General features: G+C 72.7%; 15 protein-coding genes. 9 read left to right on the top strand and 6 right to left on the bottom strand.

Annotated elements, in window-relative coordinates; translation table 11 throughout:
- Positions 1-8: 8 nt before the first annotated feature.
- The gene (dut, locus tag E9934_RS03205; protein WP_238694724.1) at positions 9-488 is read right to left on the bottom strand and encodes a dUTP diphosphatase; all 480 of its coding nucleotides are present in this window, start codon (positions 486-488) and stop codon (positions 9-11) included.
- Positions 489-541: 53 nt separating this feature from the next.
- On the opposite strand from dut, the gene E9934_RS03200 reads away from it, so the two are divergent.
- Together E9934_RS03200 and E9934_RS03195 are read left to right on the top strand one after the other, a co-directional pair.
- Positions 542-1012, top strand: a complete 471-nt coding sequence (locus E9934_RS03200) for a DUF3093 domain-containing protein (RefSeq protein ID WP_238694723.1) — start codon at positions 542-544, stop codon at positions 1010-1012.
- 28 nt (positions 1013-1040) lie between these two features.
- On the top strand, positions 1041-1331 hold the full coding sequence (locus tag E9934_RS03195) for a DUF4235 domain-containing protein (RefSeq protein WP_136561341.1): 291 nt from the start codon (positions 1041-1043) through the stop codon (positions 1329-1331).
- 10 nt (positions 1332-1341) lie between these two features.
- On the opposite strand, the gene E9934_RS03190 is transcribed toward E9934_RS03195, so the two are convergent.
- The 3 genes from E9934_RS03190 to E9934_RS03180 all read right to left on the bottom strand — a co-directional run bounded on the left by E9934_RS03190 (position 1342) and on the right by E9934_RS03180 (position 3625).
- Positions 1342-1632: a DUF4193 domain-containing protein gene (locus E9934_RS03190; RefSeq protein ID WP_056752675.1), complete on the bottom strand. Its 291-nt coding sequence runs from the start codon at positions 1630-1632 to the stop codon at positions 1342-1344.
- A 135-nt stretch (positions 1633-1767) separates the two neighbouring features.
- Complete coding sequence (locus E9934_RS03185; protein WP_136561340.1) at positions 1768-2565, bottom strand: inositol monophosphatase family protein; 798 nt, start codon at positions 2563-2565, stop codon at positions 1768-1770.
- Positions 2555-3625 (bottom strand): ferrochelatase, encoded by a 1071-nt coding sequence (locus E9934_RS03180; protein WP_136561339.1) that lies wholly within the window; start codon positions 3623-3625, stop codon positions 2555-2557. Before E9934_RS03180 ends, E9934_RS03185 begins: the two co-directional genes overlap by 11 nt.
- 32 nt (positions 3626-3657) lie before the next feature.
- On the opposite strand from E9934_RS03180, the gene E9934_RS03175 reads away from it, so the two are divergent.
- From E9934_RS03175 to E9934_RS03155, 5 genes are all read left to right on the top strand, one after another.
- The gene (locus tag E9934_RS03175; protein ID WP_136561338.1) at positions 3658-4887 is read left to right on the top strand and encodes an MFS transporter; all 1230 of its coding nucleotides are present in this window, start codon (positions 3658-3660) and stop codon (positions 4885-4887) included.
- Positions 4850-6175 (top strand): D-arabinono-1,4-lactone oxidase, encoded by a 1326-nt coding sequence (locus E9934_RS03170; protein WP_136561337.1) that lies wholly within the window; start codon positions 4850-4852, stop codon positions 6173-6175. The genes E9934_RS03175 and E9934_RS03170 overlap by 38 nt, the downstream gene beginning before the upstream one ends.
- Positions 6176-6258: 83 nt before the next feature.
- Positions 6259-7269, top strand: coding sequence for a septation protein SepH (gene sepH / locus E9934_RS03165; RefSeq protein WP_158294910.1), 1011 nt, complete (start codon positions 6259-6261; stop codon positions 7267-7269).
- A 47-nt stretch (positions 7270-7316) separates the two neighbouring features.
- A complete protein-coding gene (locus tag E9934_RS03160; protein WP_136561335.1) occupies positions 7317-9362 on the top strand; it encodes an SDR family oxidoreductase in 2046 nt (681 codons plus the stop codon).
- 83 nt (positions 9363-9445) lie between these two features.
- Complete coding sequence (locus E9934_RS03155; protein WP_136561334.1) at positions 9446-9904, top strand: hypothetical protein; 459 nt, start codon at positions 9446-9448, stop codon at positions 9902-9904.
- On the opposite strand, the gene E9934_RS03150 is transcribed toward E9934_RS03155, so the two are convergent.
- Complete coding sequence (locus tag E9934_RS03150) at positions 9892-11367, bottom strand: glutamate-cysteine ligase family protein (RefSeq protein ID WP_136561333.1); 1476 nt, start codon at positions 11365-11367, stop codon at positions 9892-9894. The genes E9934_RS03155 and E9934_RS03150 overlap by 13 nt on opposite strands.
- Before the next feature lie 9 nt (positions 11368-11376).
- Positions 11377-12015 carry a DUF4192 domain-containing protein gene (locus E9934_RS20150; RefSeq protein ID WP_238694722.1) on the bottom strand — a complete coding sequence of 213 codons (639 nt, stop codon included), beginning with the start codon at positions 12013-12015 and terminating at the stop codon, positions 11377-11379.
- 508 nt (positions 12016-12523) lie between these two features.
- Here E9934_RS20150 and E9934_RS03135 point away from each other — a divergent pair.
- A complete protein-coding gene (locus E9934_RS03135) occupies positions 12524-13894 on the top strand; it encodes a DNA polymerase IV (protein ID WP_136561330.1) in 1371 nt (456 codons plus the stop codon).
- A gap of 9 nt (positions 13895-13903) precedes the next feature.
- Positions 13904-16117, top strand: a complete 2214-nt coding sequence (locus tag E9934_RS03130) for a S9 family peptidase (protein ID WP_136561329.1) — start codon at positions 13904-13906, stop codon at positions 16115-16117.
- Positions 16118-16207: the final 90 nt, after the last annotated feature.

Below are 16207 nucleotides of genomic sequence, written 5' to 3'. Positions count from 1 at the left end.
TCCTCATGTCAGAACCCACCAGTAGAACCGTAACCGCCCGCGCCACGCGCGGTGTCGGTGAGGGCGTCGACGGCGACGAATCGGGCCCGCTCGACGCGCTGGATCACCAGCTGCGCGATCCGGTCACCGCGCTTGAGCTCGATCGGCTCGACCGGGTCGTGGTTGATGAGGAGGACCTTGATCTCGCCGCGATAGCCCGCGTCCACGGTGCCCGGCGTGTTGACGATCGACAGGCCGTGGCGCGCGGCCAGCCCGGACCGTGGATGGATGAGGGCGACGTGTCCCTCGGGCAACGCGATCGCGACGCCCGTGGGGACCAGGCCGCGCTCCCCCGGCGCGAGGCTGATGTCGGCGGCGGCCAGCAGGTCGGCGCCCGCGTCGCCGGGGTGGGCGTAGGCCGGGAGCGGCAGACCGGGGTCGAGCTGCTGGATCTGGACGACGAGCTCCTGGGAGCCGGCGTCGGGGTCGCGGGGGACGTCGGTGGACACGGGGACGACCCTAACGACTGCCTGCCACAGGACGGATGGGATCATCGGTGCCCGTGAGCGATCGAGCCGGAGCGGCCTACCACGAGCGGCTGCGTGTGCCGTTGCGCTGGTGGGCGCAGGGCACGATGTTCGTGGCGACGATCTGGCTCGCCGTCGTGGTGGCGGTGCCGGGGCCCACGCCGTGGATCGTCACCGGTGTCGCCCTGGGCCTGCTGGCCGTCGGGCTCTTCTCCTACGGCGACGCGCGGGTCGTCGTCGACCGCGACTCGTTCCGCGCGGGCCGGGCGAGGATCGACCTGCGTCACGTCGGCGCGGCCACCGCGCTCGACGCCGCGGAGACCAACCGGGTCGCGGGCCGGGACGCCGACGTGCGGGCGTTCCTGCTGCTGCGGCCCTACGTCAAGCGGTCGGTGCGGGTCGAGATCACGGACCGGGCCGACCCCGCGCCGTACTGGCTGGTCAGCTCCCGGCACCCGCAGGCCCTCGCCGACGCCCTGGCGGCCGCCCGGGACGCCCAGCAGTAGGGATCCCGCCAGCCGCTAGGGTCGTCCCATGGCAAAGGACAGCTCGAAGGTCTGGTCGACGTTCTCACTCGTCGCGGCGCTCGGCGCGGCGGCGGTCGCGAAGAAGGCGCTCGACAGCGGCTGGAAGGCCGCGACCGGCAAGCAGCCGCCGGCCAACCCGGCCGACCCGGACGTCGACGTGCGGGAGGCCATCGCCTGGGCTGCGGCGAGCGGCACCTTCGTCGCGCTCGCCAAGATGCTGGCGCAGCGCCGGGCCGCCAACTACTACCTCAAGTCGACCGGCGACCTGCCGCCCGGGCTGCGCAAGGGCAACGCCTGACCGACTGCGATCAAGCGCAGTCGAAGCAGATCATCTTCTTCGCGTCGGCCAGCTGGCTGCGGTGGTGCACCAGGAAGCAGCTCATGCAGGTGAACTCGTCGTCCTGCTTGGGCTTCACCTCGACGGCGAGCTCCTCGTGCGACAGGTCGGCGCCGGGGAGCTCGAAGGCCTCGGCGGCCTCGGTCTCGTCCTCGTCGACCTTTCCGGAGTTCTTGTCGTGGCGGCGCGCCTTGAGCTCTTCGATGCTCTCCTCGGACTGCTCGTCCTCGTTCTTGCGCGGCGCGTCGTAGTCAGTCGCCATGCTCCAGCTCTCTCCCCTCAGACAGCCACCCGCTGCACTGGTCGTGCGGAGCGGCGCGGCAGATTGTGCACCATGGGCGTCGGGTTGCGACACCCGGGTGGGATGCGAGTCGCCACAACAGTGACTTCCCGCGTGCTATTCCCGCGGCGATTCCCGGAGGAATCCGGCTGATCCTACGGCCGCGAGCAGCTCGTCGAAGCCGTGATCCGGCGCACACACGACGGCCTCGCGGCCCGCGGCCCCGACCGTGGTGGTCAGGCGAGCTCCGGCGAGGACCGCGATGAGTCCAGCCGCGGCGTGGTCCCACAGGTTGACGCCCTCCTCGACGTAGCCGTCGAGCGACCCCTCGGCGAGCCGGCAGAGGTCGAGGGCGCAGGATCCGGAGCGGCGGATGTCGCGGACCTCGGGCAGGAGCCGGGCCGCGGCGGCGGCCTGCACCTGTCGGACCTCCCGCACGTAGCTGAAGCCGGTGGCGACGAGACGGTGCGGCAGCGCCGCGGGTCCGCGGACCGCGATCGGGACACCGTCGCGCGTGGCCGGCGCTCCGCGACGCCCGGCGTAGGTGATGCGCTTCGCCACGTCGACGACGACCCCCACGGCGATCTCGCCGTCGACCTCGGCGGCGATCGAGACGGCGTAGTCGGGAAGTCCGTAGAGGAAGTTGACGGTGCCGTCGATCGGGTCGACGATCCAGCGCACGCCCGAGGTGCCGGGGACGTCGTCGCCCTCCTCGCCGAGCAGGGCGTCGTCGGGGCGGGCGCCGAGCAGACGGGCGCGGATGAGCTCCTCGGTGGCCCGGTCGGCGGCCGTCACGACGTCGATGTCACTGGACTTCGTCGCGGCCACCTCCACCCGCCCGGCGGCGTGGGCACGCACCAGCTCCGCGGCCTCCAGCGCGACGTCGGTGGCGAGGGCGAGCAGCTCAGCCGACACAGCAGGTGTCCGGACACCCGTCGTGTGACGGCCCGCGGCCGCCCAGGCTGCGGCGCTCGACGTCCTCGCCCCGGGCGAGCGCGACCCGCTCGAGGACGAGGTCGCGCAGGCCCGCGACGAAGTCCGGGTGGACTCCAGCGGAGGCAGCCCGGCGGGCGGGGAGACCCAGCCGCTCGGCGGTGGCGAGCGCCTCGGTGTCGAGGTCGTAGACCACCTCCATGTGGTCGGAGACGAAGCCGACGGGGATCAGCACGACCGCAGCCGTCCCCTCGCCGGCGAGCTCCTCGAGCCGGTCGTTGACGTCGGGCTCCAGCCAGGGGATGTGCGGTGCGCCCGACCGGGAGCAGTAGACGAGCTCGTGGTCGCGTCGGGAGCCGGTCGCCTCCGCCACCCGGTCGGCGACGACCGCGGCGACGTCGAGGTGCTGGGCGACGTAGGCACCCCCCGTCGGGCCGCTGGCGTCGGCCATCGTGATCGGGATCGAGTGGGTCACGAAGACCAGGCGCGCCTGGTCCCGCACGTCCTCGGGCAGGTCGGCGAGGGCGGCGAGGACTCCGTCGACATTGGCCTCGACGAAGCCGGGGTGGTTGTAGAACGCGCGCACCTTGTCGATCCGGGGCGGCTCCACGCCCTCGGGCAGCGCGGCGAGCGCGGCGGCGATGTTCTCGCGGTACTGACGGCAGCTCGACCAGGAGGAGTACGCCGAGGTGGTCAGGCACAGCACCCGCTGCGCCCCGGCGCGGGCGAGGTCCGCGACCACGTCGTCGAGGTAGGGCTCCCAGTTGCGGTTGCCCCAGTGGATCGGCAGGTCGATGCCGTGCGCGTCGAAGTCGGCGCGGAGGGCCGCGATCAACGCCTTGTTCTGGTCGTTGATCGGCGACTTCCCGCCGAACAGGAAGTAGTGCTCGCCCACCTGCTCGAGACGCTCGCGCGGGATGCCACGCCCACGGGTCACGTTCTCGAGGAAGGGGACGACGTCCTCGGGTCGCTCGGGGCCTCCGAAGGACAGCAGCAACAGGGCGTCGTAGGGGGCGGCGAGGTGGGTCTCCGGATTCGGCACGCCTTCATCGTAGGGAGCATGATCAGGGCGTCATGCTGGAGTCCTACCGTCAGATCTTCTCGCCCGTCTCGGCCCGCTTCAGCCTGACCGGCCTGGTCGCCCGCCTGCCCATCTCGATGGTCGGCCTGGGCATCGTGCTGCTCGCCGAGGACGCGACCGGCTCCTACGGCTTCGCGGGTGCCGTCTCGGCAGTCGCGCTGATCGCCAACGCCACCTTCGCGGTGGTGCAGGGTCGGCTGATCGACCGCTTCGGACAGGGCGCGGTGCTGTCGATCGTCATCACGGTGTGGGGTGTCGCGCTCGCGCTCGCGATGGGCTCGCTCGAGTGGGACTGGCCGCGGTGGACGACCTTCGCCCTGGCGGCCCTCGCCGGTGCCTCGCTCCCCTCCGTCGGGACCTGCGTGCGGGCCCGGTGGTCGCACCTGCTGGCCGAGCGGCCCGACCGCCTGCACACGGCCTTCTCCTTCGAAGCCGTGGCCGACGAGACCGTGTTCCTCGTCGGCCCGATCCTGGTCACGCTGCTGGCCACCGGCGTGCACCCGGCCGCCGGCCTGACCGCGGCGCTGGTCGTCGGCGTCACGGGCACCCTGGCCTTCGCGGCGCAGCGCGGCACCCAGCCGCCGCGGCACCCGCGCGTGACGGACGACGGGCTCCGACCGGCGATCCCGTGGCGCACGATCGTCCCGCTGACCCTGGTCGCGGCCGCGATGGGCGTGCTGTTCGGCGCCGCCGAGGTCGTCACCGTCGCCTTCGCCGACGAGCAGGGCAGCAAGCGCGCGGCCGGCTTCCTGCTGGCGATCTGGGCATTCGGGTCGCTGCTCGCCGGGCTCGTCTCCGGGGCGATCGCCTGGCGCCGTACTCCCCTGGCACGGATGCGGATCGGCGCGGTCGGGATGCTGCTGGCGATGGCGCCGCTGCCCTTCGTGCCCTCGCTGAGCGTGATGGCGGCGATCCTGCTGGTGGGTGGGGTCGCGATCTCGCCGACCCTGATCGCGGCGATGTCGCTGGCCGAGAAGGAGCTGCCGACCGCGCGGCTGACCGAGGGCATGGCGTTCGTGCAGACCGGCCTCGCTGCGGGCCTCGCGCCGGGTGCGGCGATCGCCGGTGCGGTGATCGACGCGGAGGGGGCCTCGCCCGCCTACCTGGTCTGCGTCGCCGGCGGCGCCCTCGCCGTGCTGGGTGCCCTCGCGACCCGTGCGGGACGTCCGACTACCGTGCCGTCCCATGCGGAGCACCTCGAGGACGAGCCCGAGCTGGCGTAACTGGTCCGGGCTGGAGCAGGCGACCGGCCTCGAGGTCGTCGTCCCGTCCGGCACGGACGAGGTGGTCGCCGCCGTCGGGTCCGCCCGCGCGGCGGGCCGTCGCCTGAAGGCAGCCGGCACCGGCCACAGCTTCACCGGCATCGCCCGCCCGGTCGACCACCACCTGCTGCCGGACCGGATGCGCGGGATCGTGGCCGTCGACCGCGAGGCGATGACCGTCACGGCCCTGGCCGGCACGCAGCTCAAGGTGCTCAACGCCGAGCTCGAGCGGCTCGGCCTCAGCCTGCACAACATGGGCGACATCGCCGAGCAGACCCTCGCCGGGGCGATCTCCACCGGCACCCACGGCACGGGCGGGCGGGCCGCCGGGCTCGCCGCGCAGGTCGTCGGGCTGGAGCTCGTCACCGGCACCGGCGAGGTGGTGCGGGCCACCGCCACGGAGAACGCCGACGTCCTGGACCTGGCCCGGGTCGGCCTCGGCGCCCTCGGCGTCCTCACGACGATCACCTTCGCGGTCGAGCCGCTCTTCCTCCTGCGCGCGCAGGAGCGGCCGCTGTCCTGGTCCGACGCCCTGGCCGGCTTCGACGACCTGACCGCCCAGCACGACCACGTCGACATGTACTGGTTCCCCCACTCGGACCGGATGTTGACCAAGGCCAACACCCGGGTCGGGACCGACCTGGGCGCGGCAGAGCCCCTGTCCAGGTGGCGGGCGTGGCTCGACGACGAGCTGCTCTCCAACGGCGTCTTCGGCGCCCAGACCGCCGCGCTCAACCTCGCCCCGCGCGCCATCCCGGCCGCCAACCGGTTCGCCTCCCGTCTGCTCGGGCCCCGGACCTACACCGACGTCGCCCACCGGGTCTTCACGGCCGAGCGCCGGGTGGTCTTCCGTGAGATGGAGTACGCCGTCCCCCGCGCCGCCGGCCTCGACGTCCTGCGGGCCTGCCGGTCGGCCTTCGAGCGCTCGGGGCTGAGCGTGTCCTTCCCGGTCGAGATCCGCGTCGCGCCAGCCGACGACGTCCCGTTGTCCACGGGCTTCGGCCGGGACTCGTTCTACCTCGCCTTCCACACCCACCGGCGGGCCGACCACCGGGCCTACTTCGCGCTGCTCGAGCCGATCCTGCGCGACCACGACGGGCGGCCGCACTGGGGGAAGCTGCACACCCTCGACGCGGCCCAGCTGGCTGGCCGCTATCCGCGCTTCGGGGACTTCCTCACCCTGCGCGAGCGCCTCGACCCCGACCGGGTGTTCACCAACCCCTACCTGGACCGGGTGCTCGGCGGATGAGCGCCCGCGGCGAAATGTCGACAGATCGTCACACGCCGAGCGAGCCTCCCGAGCCGCAGGCGCCGCGGGCGTACGCTCGCCCCATGACGGATGATCAGGCCCCGGCCGATCCGGTCCGTCTTGCTCTCACGGGTGTCAGCGAGGACCGAGGTCACCTGCTGCTCGTGGACGACCAGGGCGGCGAGTTCACCCTCGACCTGACCCCTGAGCTGCGCGCCGCTGCGCGCAGGGAGACCGAGACCCCCCGCACCGGCCGGTTGGAGACCAAGATGAGCAGCACGATCCGTCCCCGCGAGATCCAGACCCGGATCCGGGCGGGCGAGACCGCCGAGACGGTTGCTCAGGCGGCCGGCACGACCGTGGACGCGATCATGCCCTACGTCGCCCCGGTCCTCGCCGAGCGCGAGCACGTCGCGGCGCGCGCCCAGAAGGCCTCGGTGCGCCGTGCCCCCGGGGAGGGCTCCGCACCCCAGGGACGCCTGCTCGGCGACGCCGTCTCCGCCCACCTGGTCGGCATCGGCGTCAGCATCGAGGACGTCACCTGGGACGCCTACCGCCGCGAGACCGGTCGGTGGGTCCTCACCGGGACCTACGCCTGCGACCAGCGCAGCGGCACCGCCCGGTTCACCTACGACGCCCCCGGCAACTACGTGCTCTCCGACAACGACGACGCGCGGTGGCTGATCGGCGACGTGCTGCCCGAGCCGGAGCCGGCACCGGCCCGCGACGACCTCCAGCAGGCTCGTGAGCGGCGCCTGTCGGTGGTCGCGGCCGACGAGCTCCCCCTCGGCGGACTCGACGAGCTGCCCCTCGGCGGCCAGGTCGACCGGCCGGTCGTCGAGGAGCCGGCCGGCGTCGCCGCTCCCGCCACCCCGGTCCACGACCCCGCCGACGCCCCCGCGACGGCCGCCGTCGAGGAGGCACCGGTCCTTGACGAGCCGCTGCGTCCCACCGCCGACGAGCCCCTCTCCTCCACGGATCCGGCCAGCGACGCCGAGCACGCCCGCCACCGCCGGCCGGCGCAGAAGAAGCGCGGTCGGGCCTCGGTCCCGAGCTGGGACGAGATCATGTTCGGGAGCTCTGACCAGGGCTGAGCCCAGACTGAGGCACGACCCGGCGATCTGGGCGTAGCCTTCGGGCCATGGCCTACTTCGTGACCGGCGCCACAGGTTTCATCGGGCGTCATCTCATCGCCGAGCTCGTCGACCACCGGCAGGGGCCGGTCTTCGTGCTGGTCCGTGCCTCCTCCCTGTCCCGGATGGAAGCGCTCATCCGGCAGTGGGGCTCCGACGACGTCCACGCCGTCGTGGGCGACCTGGGGGCGCCCGCCCTGGGCGTGGACCCGGACTGGGTCGCCGAGCACGCCGGCGACGTCGAGCACTTCTTCCATCTGGCCGCGATCTACGACATCACCGCCGACGACACCACCAACGACGCGATGAACATCGAGGGCACCCGCAACGCCCTCGCCCTCGCCGAGGCGCTGCAGGCCGGGCACTTCCACCAGGTCTCCTCGGTCGCCGCCGCCGGCGACTACCACGGCCGTTTCGACGAGACGATGTTCGAGGAGGGACAACCGCTCCCCTCGCCGTACCACCGGACGAAGTACGAGTCCGAGAAGATCATCCGCGACGAGGCGACCATCCCGTGGCGGGTCTATCGGCCGGCGATCGTGGTGGGCCACTCCGAGACCGGCGCGATGGACAAGGTCGACGGACCCTACTACTTCTTCCCGCTCATCAAGCGGCTCCGTGACGTGCTCCCGGCGTGGCTCCCCCTGGTCGGGCTCGACCTGGGCGACACCAACCTCGTGCCGGTCGACTACGTCGCCAAGGCGATGGACCACCTGGCGCACCTGCCCGACCGCGACGGCGAGGCCTTCCACCTGGTCAACCCCGATCCGCAGCCGGTCGTGGAGATGATCAACGCGTTCTGCGCGGCGGCCGGCGCTCCCCGGTTCGCGACGCCGGTGGACCGCAGCGTCACCACCGCCGGCCCGCTCGGGCTGATCCCGCGGGCCCTGCGCCCGCTGAGCGTCATGAACGCCGTCGTCCGCAGTGCCCCGGCCCAGCGGGTCCTGGACCAGACGATCGGCCGCCTCGGCATCCCGGCGGAGGTCCTGGCCCACACCTCCTTCTCCTCGGTCTTCGACTCCCGCGTCACCGAGAAGGCCCTCGCCGGCTCCGGCATCGGCGTGCCGCCGCTGGACACCTACGTCCGCGCCCTGTGGTCCTACTGGGAGGAGAACCTCGACGACGCCACCGCGCACGACGCCAAGGCGATCGCCGCCCTCGAGGGCAAGTACGTCGTCATCACCGGCGCCTCGTCAGGCATCGGGCAGGTCGTGGCGCTCAAGGTGGCACAGGCGGGCGGCATCCCCGTGCTGGTCGCGCGCGGCAAGGAGAAGCTCGAGACCACCAGGGCGACCATCGAGCTGCGCGGCGGGCGGGCGGAGGTGTTCCCGTGCGACCTGTCCGACCTCGAGGCCATCGACCGGCTCTGCGAGCAGCTGGTCACCGACCTGCCGAGCGTCGACTACGTCGTCAACAACGCCGGTCGGTCGATCCGGCGCTCGCTCAAGCTGTCGCAGGATCGCTTCCACGACTTCGAGCGCACGATGCAGCTCAACTACTTCGGGGCCATCCGCCTCGTGATGGGGCTGATGCCCCAGCTCCACACGCAACGCTCCGGCCACATCGTCAACATCTCCTCGATCGGCGTGCAGACCAACCCGCCCCGCTTCTCGGCCTACGTCGCCTCGAAGGCCGCGCTCGACGCGTGGAGCAACGTCGTGTCCTCCGAGGTCGTCGGCCACGGCATCACCTTCACCAACGTGCACATGCCGCTGGTGCGGACGCCGATGATCGCGCCGACCAAGATCTACGACAAGTTCCCCACCATCTCCCCCGCGCAGGCCGCGGACGTGGTGATCCGGGCGCTGGTGGACAAGCCCCACGAGATCAACACGACGCTCGGCACCGCGGGCGCCCTGGCCCACACGATCGCCCCGAAGACCGCCTTCCGGGTCCTCAACCTCGCCTACCAGGTGTTCCCCGACTCGGCCGCGGCCAAGGGGCAGAAGCCGGCTTCCCAGGCGGCGGCCGCTGCCGAGGAGGCCCCCGCGTCCAACCGTCGCGAGACCGAGCAGATGCTGCTCGCGCAGCTCTTCCGGGGCGTGCACTGGTGACCCTCGCCCCGCCCTGAGCCCGGACCGGCCGGGACCTGTGGAGGACCCGGGCGGGTCCGGCTCCCATCGGGCACCCTGTGCCCATGGCAGGTCGAGGGACACCAGGTTTGCAGGAGCCGCTGCCGCGGCTGCTCGAGCGGGTGCTGCGCGACCTCGTGGTTGCGCAGGCCCGCTGTCCCGTGGCCGAGGAGGACCGCTCCGCAGCGACGCTGCACGTCGGCATCCCCGGTCGTCGTCCGCGACGCTTCCGCTGCGAGTCCGGTGGCCTCGATCAGGCCCTGCGGGTCGAGATCGTCGAGGCGATGGCCCGCGACAGCCTCGCCGACGGCCAGGTGCCGCTGGTGTGGTTGACCCGCGCTCCCGACGGTCCCGACCTCGAGGACCTCGCGTGGGCGACCTCGACGGGAGCCGCCGGCGCCGAGCTGGGGGTCCTGCTCGAGATGGTGGTGATCACCCGCCGGTCATGGGCCGATCCCCGCTCGGGCGCAGGTCGCACCTGGACGCGTGTGCGCCCCGGGCCACGGGCCGATCAGCCGGACTGACCGTCCCAGGTGTGCACCGGTGCCCCGTCGTGCATGCGCTCGCGATAGTCGGCGAGGACCGCGCGGAGCGCGTCATAGCGCTCGAGGCCCTCGTGATCCCGCATCCTCCGGACGAACCACTCGGCGCCGTTGGTCTCCAGCAGGCAGCGCTGCTCGATGATGCCGAGGTAGTGCTCGATCTCGTCGGCGTCGACGCCCCAGGACGCGAGCCCTTCCCGGGCCAGCGGCAGCAGGCGGCGCAGCACGAGCTCGGTCACCCGAACCCGGCCGACCGCCGGCCAGTAGACCTCCGCGGCGATGCCGTCGCGGGCCGCGGCATGGAAGTTCTCCTCGGCCGCGCTGAACGACATCTGCGACCACAGCGGCCGGTCCTGCTCGGCCAGGCGCCGCACGAGCCCGAAGAAGAAGGCGGCATTGGCGACCGTGTCGACCACGGTCGGCCCGGCAGCGAGGATCCGGTTCTCCACGCGGAGGTGGGGAAGGCCGCCGGCGATGTCATAGACGGGACGGTTCCAGCGATAGATGGTGCCGTTGTGCAGGCGCAGCTCGGAGAGGTTGGGGGTGCCGCCCGCCTCGAGCACGGTCAGCGGGTCCTCCTCGTCGATGACCGGGAGCAGCGCGGGGAAGTAGCGCACGTTCTCCTCGAACAGGTCGAAGACCGACGTGATCCACCGCTCGCCGAACCACACGCGAGGACGCACCCCCTGCACCTTCAGCTCCTCGCTGCGGGTGTCGGTCGCCTGCTCGAAGAGGGGGATCCTGGTCTCGGCCCACAGCTGCTTGCCGAGGAGGTACGGCGCATTCGCGGCCAGCGCCACCTGCACCCCGGCGATCGCCTGCGCGGCGTTCCAATAGGCCGCGAACCGGTCGGGACTGACCTGGACGTGGAACTGGGTGCTGGTGCAGGCCGCCTCGGGCATGATCGTGTCGACCGTGGTGCGCAGCCGGTCGACGCCCTGGATGTCGATGGCGATGTCCTCGCCGCGAGCACCGAGGATCTGCTCGCTGAGCAGCCGGTAGCGAGGGTTGGCGCTGATCGCCTCGTCGGTGAGGTGCTCGGATCGCAGGGTCGGCAGGATGCCGATCATCACCTGGTGGGCCCCGATCCGCGCCGCCCGCTCCTCCGCCGCGTTGAGGCTCTCGCGCAGCGTGGTCTCGCAGGCGGTCAGCCCGCCACCGGACAGCGGGCCGGGCGGCAGGTTGAGCTCGATGTTGAACTGGCCCAGCTCGGTCTGGAAGTCGGGGTCGGCGATCGCCGACAGCACCTCGTCGTTGCGCAGGGCCGGATCACCGGCGCCGTCGACGAGATTGAGCTCGACCTCGATGCCGGTCCACGGGTCGTCGGTGTCGAACGCCGACTCGCGCAGCATCCGTTCGAACACGTCGAGGCAGCGGCGCACCTTCTCGCGGTAGCGGGTGCGGTCCGCCGGAGTGAACTCCTGCTCAGCGACCTCATCGCCCATGCAGGCAGCCTAGAGGAGTCCCTCTGACGGCAACCCGATCGTCCAGTCGAAGCCCGGCTCCCACGACTCCGGTGGCACCGCGCGCTGCAGGATCGAGCCCAACGCCTCGGCCAAGGCGTAGTGCGGGTCGACACCCACGCAGCGGTCGACCGCCACCCAGGCGAGAGCGCCGTCACCGGCCTGCCACGCGGCCCAGCCGAGCAGGATCGCGGGCGCTGGGAGGTAGTGGTCCGGCACCTGTCGCACCAGCGCTCTCCAGAAGGCGACCTGGTCGAGCGCGGTCTCGGGGCTGATCAGCGACCAGGCCGCGTCGCGGATCCGGACCGAGCGCATCCCGCTCACCAGCCGCGCGAGATCGACAGGGTCGGGCAGCTCTCCCCGCGCCACGCACCCGCCGACCAGGTGGCGAGCCCAGGTCCCCTCCCTCAGCAGCCAGCGTGGGTCGGTCGGATCGCCCGGCGTCCACTCCTGACGCGACAGATCTGACGCGCAGCGGGCGACGGCGACGGGGTCCGGCTGCACCGAGGCGACGAGGTCGGCTCGGCTGGTGTGGCGCAGCCGCCCGCTGACGAGCGCCTCGACGACGAAGGGATGGCAGGACACGTCGAAGTCCACGAAGCCCCCACCCGGCCCCTGCGTCGAGCTCACGGAAGCGCTCGCCGTCGACGTGCAGCGCCGTGACGACCGCGATCCCCGAGCGACGGCAGCCGCGCCGCAGCGTGTCGTGGACGGGACGGATCGCGGCCGGGTCGGCGCCGTAGTAGACGAGCACCACGGCCCGGGCACCGTGCTCACGCGCCGGACCGAGCAGCACCTCCTCCAGTCCGGTCAGCACGGCGCGCGACTGCGCGGCGCGCGGAGGGAGGTCGGTGCGGCCGTGGAAGGGCCGGTCGGCACCGAAGGTCATGATCACGATGTCGTCGTCGCCGGGCCAGAAGCCGAGCACCGAGGGCACCATGGCCACCAGGTCCTCGGGGCAGCGGGCGGTCATGGAGGTGGTGGCGGGGTCGCGGGTGGAGGTCATGGCTCGACCATGGCCTCGGGGACGGACGGAGAGCACCGGCGTCGCGTCGGCCTGTGGCGGGAGGAGCGGACCCGACGGGCTGTGGAAGGGACGTGGTCGGTCGGGTGACGTGCGACGACTAACGTGACGCGCGTGCGCGCCCAGGCCTCGGTCCTCCATCTGGACCTCGATGCCTTCTTCGCCGCGGTCGAGCAGCGCGACAAGCCGTCGCTGCGTGGCAAGCCGGTGGTCGTCGGCGGCACCGGCGGGCGCGGCGTCGTCTCGACGGCCTCCTACGAGGCCCGGGTCTTCGGCGTCCGCTCAGCCATGTCGACCCGGGAGGCACGGGCCCGATGTCCCAACGCCGCCTATCTGTCGGGTCGCTTCGAGGCCTATCGGGCGACCAGCCAGGCAGTGATGACGCTGCTCCGCTCGGTGTCCCCGCTCGTCGAGCCGCTGTCGCTCGACGAGGCGTTCGTCGACCTCGAGCAGGCCGGGCTGCCCGACCTCGAGGTGCCGACCGTGACCGCGTTCGCGGAGGACCTGCGCACCCGGGTCCGCGAGGTCACCGGCGGCCTCACCGCCTCGGTGGGCATCGCGTCGTCGAAGTTCCTCGCCAAGATCGCCAGCGACCTCCGCAAGCCCGACGGGCTCGTGGTCGTCGCCCCGGGCACGGAGACCGCCCTGCTCCACCCGATGCACGTCTCCGTCATCCCCGGCGTCGGCCCCGCCACCGTCGAACGGCTGCGGCGCGCCGGGCTCCACACCGTGGCCGAGCTCGCCCGCGTCAGCGAGGAGGAGCTCGTCCAGCAGGTGGGCCGGTCGCTGGGTCAGGCGCTGCACCAGCTCGCTCGCGCGGAGGACGACCGGGCCGTCGTACCGGATCGGGAGACGAAGTCGGTGAGCGTCGAGGGCACCTATGAGCACGACCTCACCGACCGTCGCCAGATGGAGGCGATCGTGGTGCGGCAGGCCGGCGAGGTCGCGCGCCGGATGAAGGCCAACGGCCTGTCCGGTCGCACGGTGTCGCTGAAGGTCCGGATGTATGACTTCACCACCCTCAGCCGGTCCTCCACCCTGCCCGCGCCGACCGAGGACGCGGCGACCATCGCGCGCCTCGCCCGGGCGCTGCTCGCCGACCTCGACACGTCCGGTGGGGTCAGGCTGCTGGGCGTCGGGGTCTCCGGGCTCGCGGACTGGGTGCAGGAGGACCTGTTCGCGACCGCCTCCGAGACCGAGGACGCCGACGCGGCCGACACCGACCCCGGACAGCCGGACCTGCCGGAGCTGCTCGAGCTGGAGCAGGCCGGCGCCCGCCCCCGGGGCACGACGTGGTCGCCCGGCATGGACGTCGTCCACGACGAGCACGGCCGCGGCTGGGTGTGGGGCGCGGGCCGCGGCGTGGTGACGGTCCGCTTCGAGACGGCCGAGACCCCGCCCGGACCGGTCCGCTCCTTCCCCGCGGACGATCCCGCCCTGCAGCGCTGGCGCCCACCCGTCGAGGACCCACCGGAGCCCCAGTAGCGTTCACGCATGTCCGTCGAGCAGTCCCGACCGCCCCGCGCGGAGCAGCGCCCCGTCACCACGACCCACCACGGGCGGGAGCGCACCGACGAGTACGAGTGGCTGCGCGACAAGGAGTCGCCCGACGTGCTCGCCCACCTCGAGGCCGAGAACGCCTGGACGAAGGCCCGCACCGCGCACCTGGCCGAGCTGCGCGGGCGCATCTTCGAGGAGATCAAGGCCCGCACGCTGGAGACCGACCTGTCGGTCCCGACCCGCGTTCGCGGCCACTGGTACTACGGCCGCTCCTTCGAGGGCCGGCAGTACGGCGCCAGCTGCCGCGTCCCGGTCGCGGACCCGGCCGACTGGACTCCCCCGCAGCCCGCCGCGGACGCGCAGCCCGACCAGCCGGCACTCCCCGGCGAGGAGGTCCTGCTCGACCTGGACGCCCTGGCCGAGGGCCACGACTTCTTCTCGCTGGGCGGGTCGGCCGTCAGCCCCGACGACCACCTGCTCGCCTATGCCACCGATGTCGTCGGCGACGAGCGCTACACGGTGCGGGTCCTCGACCTGCGCACCCGCGAGCTGCTGGCCGACGAGCTGACCGACGTCCTCGGCGGTGTGACCTGGGGCGCCGTGTCGGCGTCCGGGGAGGCCGACCACTTCTACTACACGACCGTCGACGAGGCCTGGCGTCCGGACAAGGTGTGGCGCCACCGGCTCGGCACGACCCAGGCGGAGGACGAGCTGGTCTTCCACGAACCCGACGGCCGCTACTTCGTGGGCGTCGGCAAGACCCGCAGCCAGCGCTACGTGGTGATCGCCGCGAGCTCCAAGACCACCTCGGAGTTCCACCTCCTCGACGCCGACGACCCCAGCGGGACGCCGGTCTGCTTCGCCACCCGCACCGACGGCGTCGAGTACTCCCTCGAGCACGCCGTCGTCGGCGGCACCGACCTGCTGCTCGTGCTGCACAACGCGACCGGCCCCGAGTTCGAGCTCGCGATCGCACCCGCCGCGCCCACCCCGCCCGCCGACTGGCGCCCGCTGCTCGCGCACGACCCCGACGTCCGGCTCGAGGACGTCGACGCCTTCGCCGGCCACCTCGTCGTCCACCAGCGCAGCCAGGGCAGCACCCGCGTGCGGGTCCTGACGCTCGGCGACGACCCCCACTCCCCCGTCGTCGGCGACCGCTTCGTCGACTTCCCCGGCGAGCTCGCCTCGGTCGGTTCCGGCGGCAACCCCGCCTGGGAGCAGCCGACGATCCGCGTCGGAATGACCAGCCTGAGCCGCCCGTCCGCCGTCTACGACCACGACCTCGCGACCGGCGAGCAGGTGCTGCGCAAGCAGGCGCCCGTGCTCGGCGGCTACGACCAGGACGACTACGAGGAGCACCGCCTGTGGGCACCGTCGGTCGACGGCGTGGAGGTCCCGATCTCCCTCGTGGTCCGCAAGGGCGTGCGCGGCCCGGCCGGTGACCGGCCGGTGCCGGTCCACCTCTACGGCTACGGCGCCTACGAGGCCTCGATCGACCCCTACTTCGCGGTCGCCCGGCTCTCCGTGCTCGACCGCGGCGCGGCGTTCGCGATCGCGCACGTCCGCGGTGGTGGGGAGATGGGACGCCACTGGTACGACGACGGCAAGCTCGCCCACAAGCAGCACACCTTCGACGACTTCATCGCCGCCGCCCGCCACCTGGTGGCCAGCGGCTGGACCACGGCCGACCGGATCGTGGGCGAGGGCGGCAGCGCCGGCGGCCTGCTCATCGGGGCCGTCGCCAACCAGGCTCCGGAGGCGTTCGGAGGGTTCGTGGCCGAGGTGCCGTTCGTGGACACCCTGACCACGATGCTCGACGCGAGCCTGCCCCTCACCGTCCCCGAGTACGACGAGTGGGGCAACCCGAGCGACGACCCGGTCGCCTACGACCGGATCGCCGGCTACGCGCCCTACGAGAACGTCGCCGACCGCCCCTACCCCCCGATGCTGGTCGAGACGTCCCTCAACGACACCCGGGTGCTCTATGTCGAGCCCGCGAAGTGGGTGGCGCGGCTCCGGGACCGGGCGCCGCAGGCCGACGTGCTGCTGCGCACGGAGATGTCCGCGGGCCACGGTGGGGTCTCCGGCCGCTACCGCGCGTGGGAGGACCGGGCCTTCTCCCTGGCATGGATCCTCGAGCGCCTCGGTCTCGCCGACGCCGAGCCGCTGACCAGCCGGGGCGCCGCCCCGGGTGCCGAAGGTTCATGAGAACTCCCTGAGATTCGTCCCTGCATGCAACTTCCCCCGCGTGCCATACGTCATTGCGGGTAGAGCGACACCGTGGTCCGGGGAATCCCC

The organism is Nocardioides caeni (genome assembly GCF_004912195.1).
Lineage (GTDB): Bacteria > Actinomycetota > Actinomycetes > Propionibacteriales > Nocardioidaceae > Nocardioides > Nocardioides caeni.
This window is presented reverse-complemented; position numbering and strand designations above follow the sequence as displayed.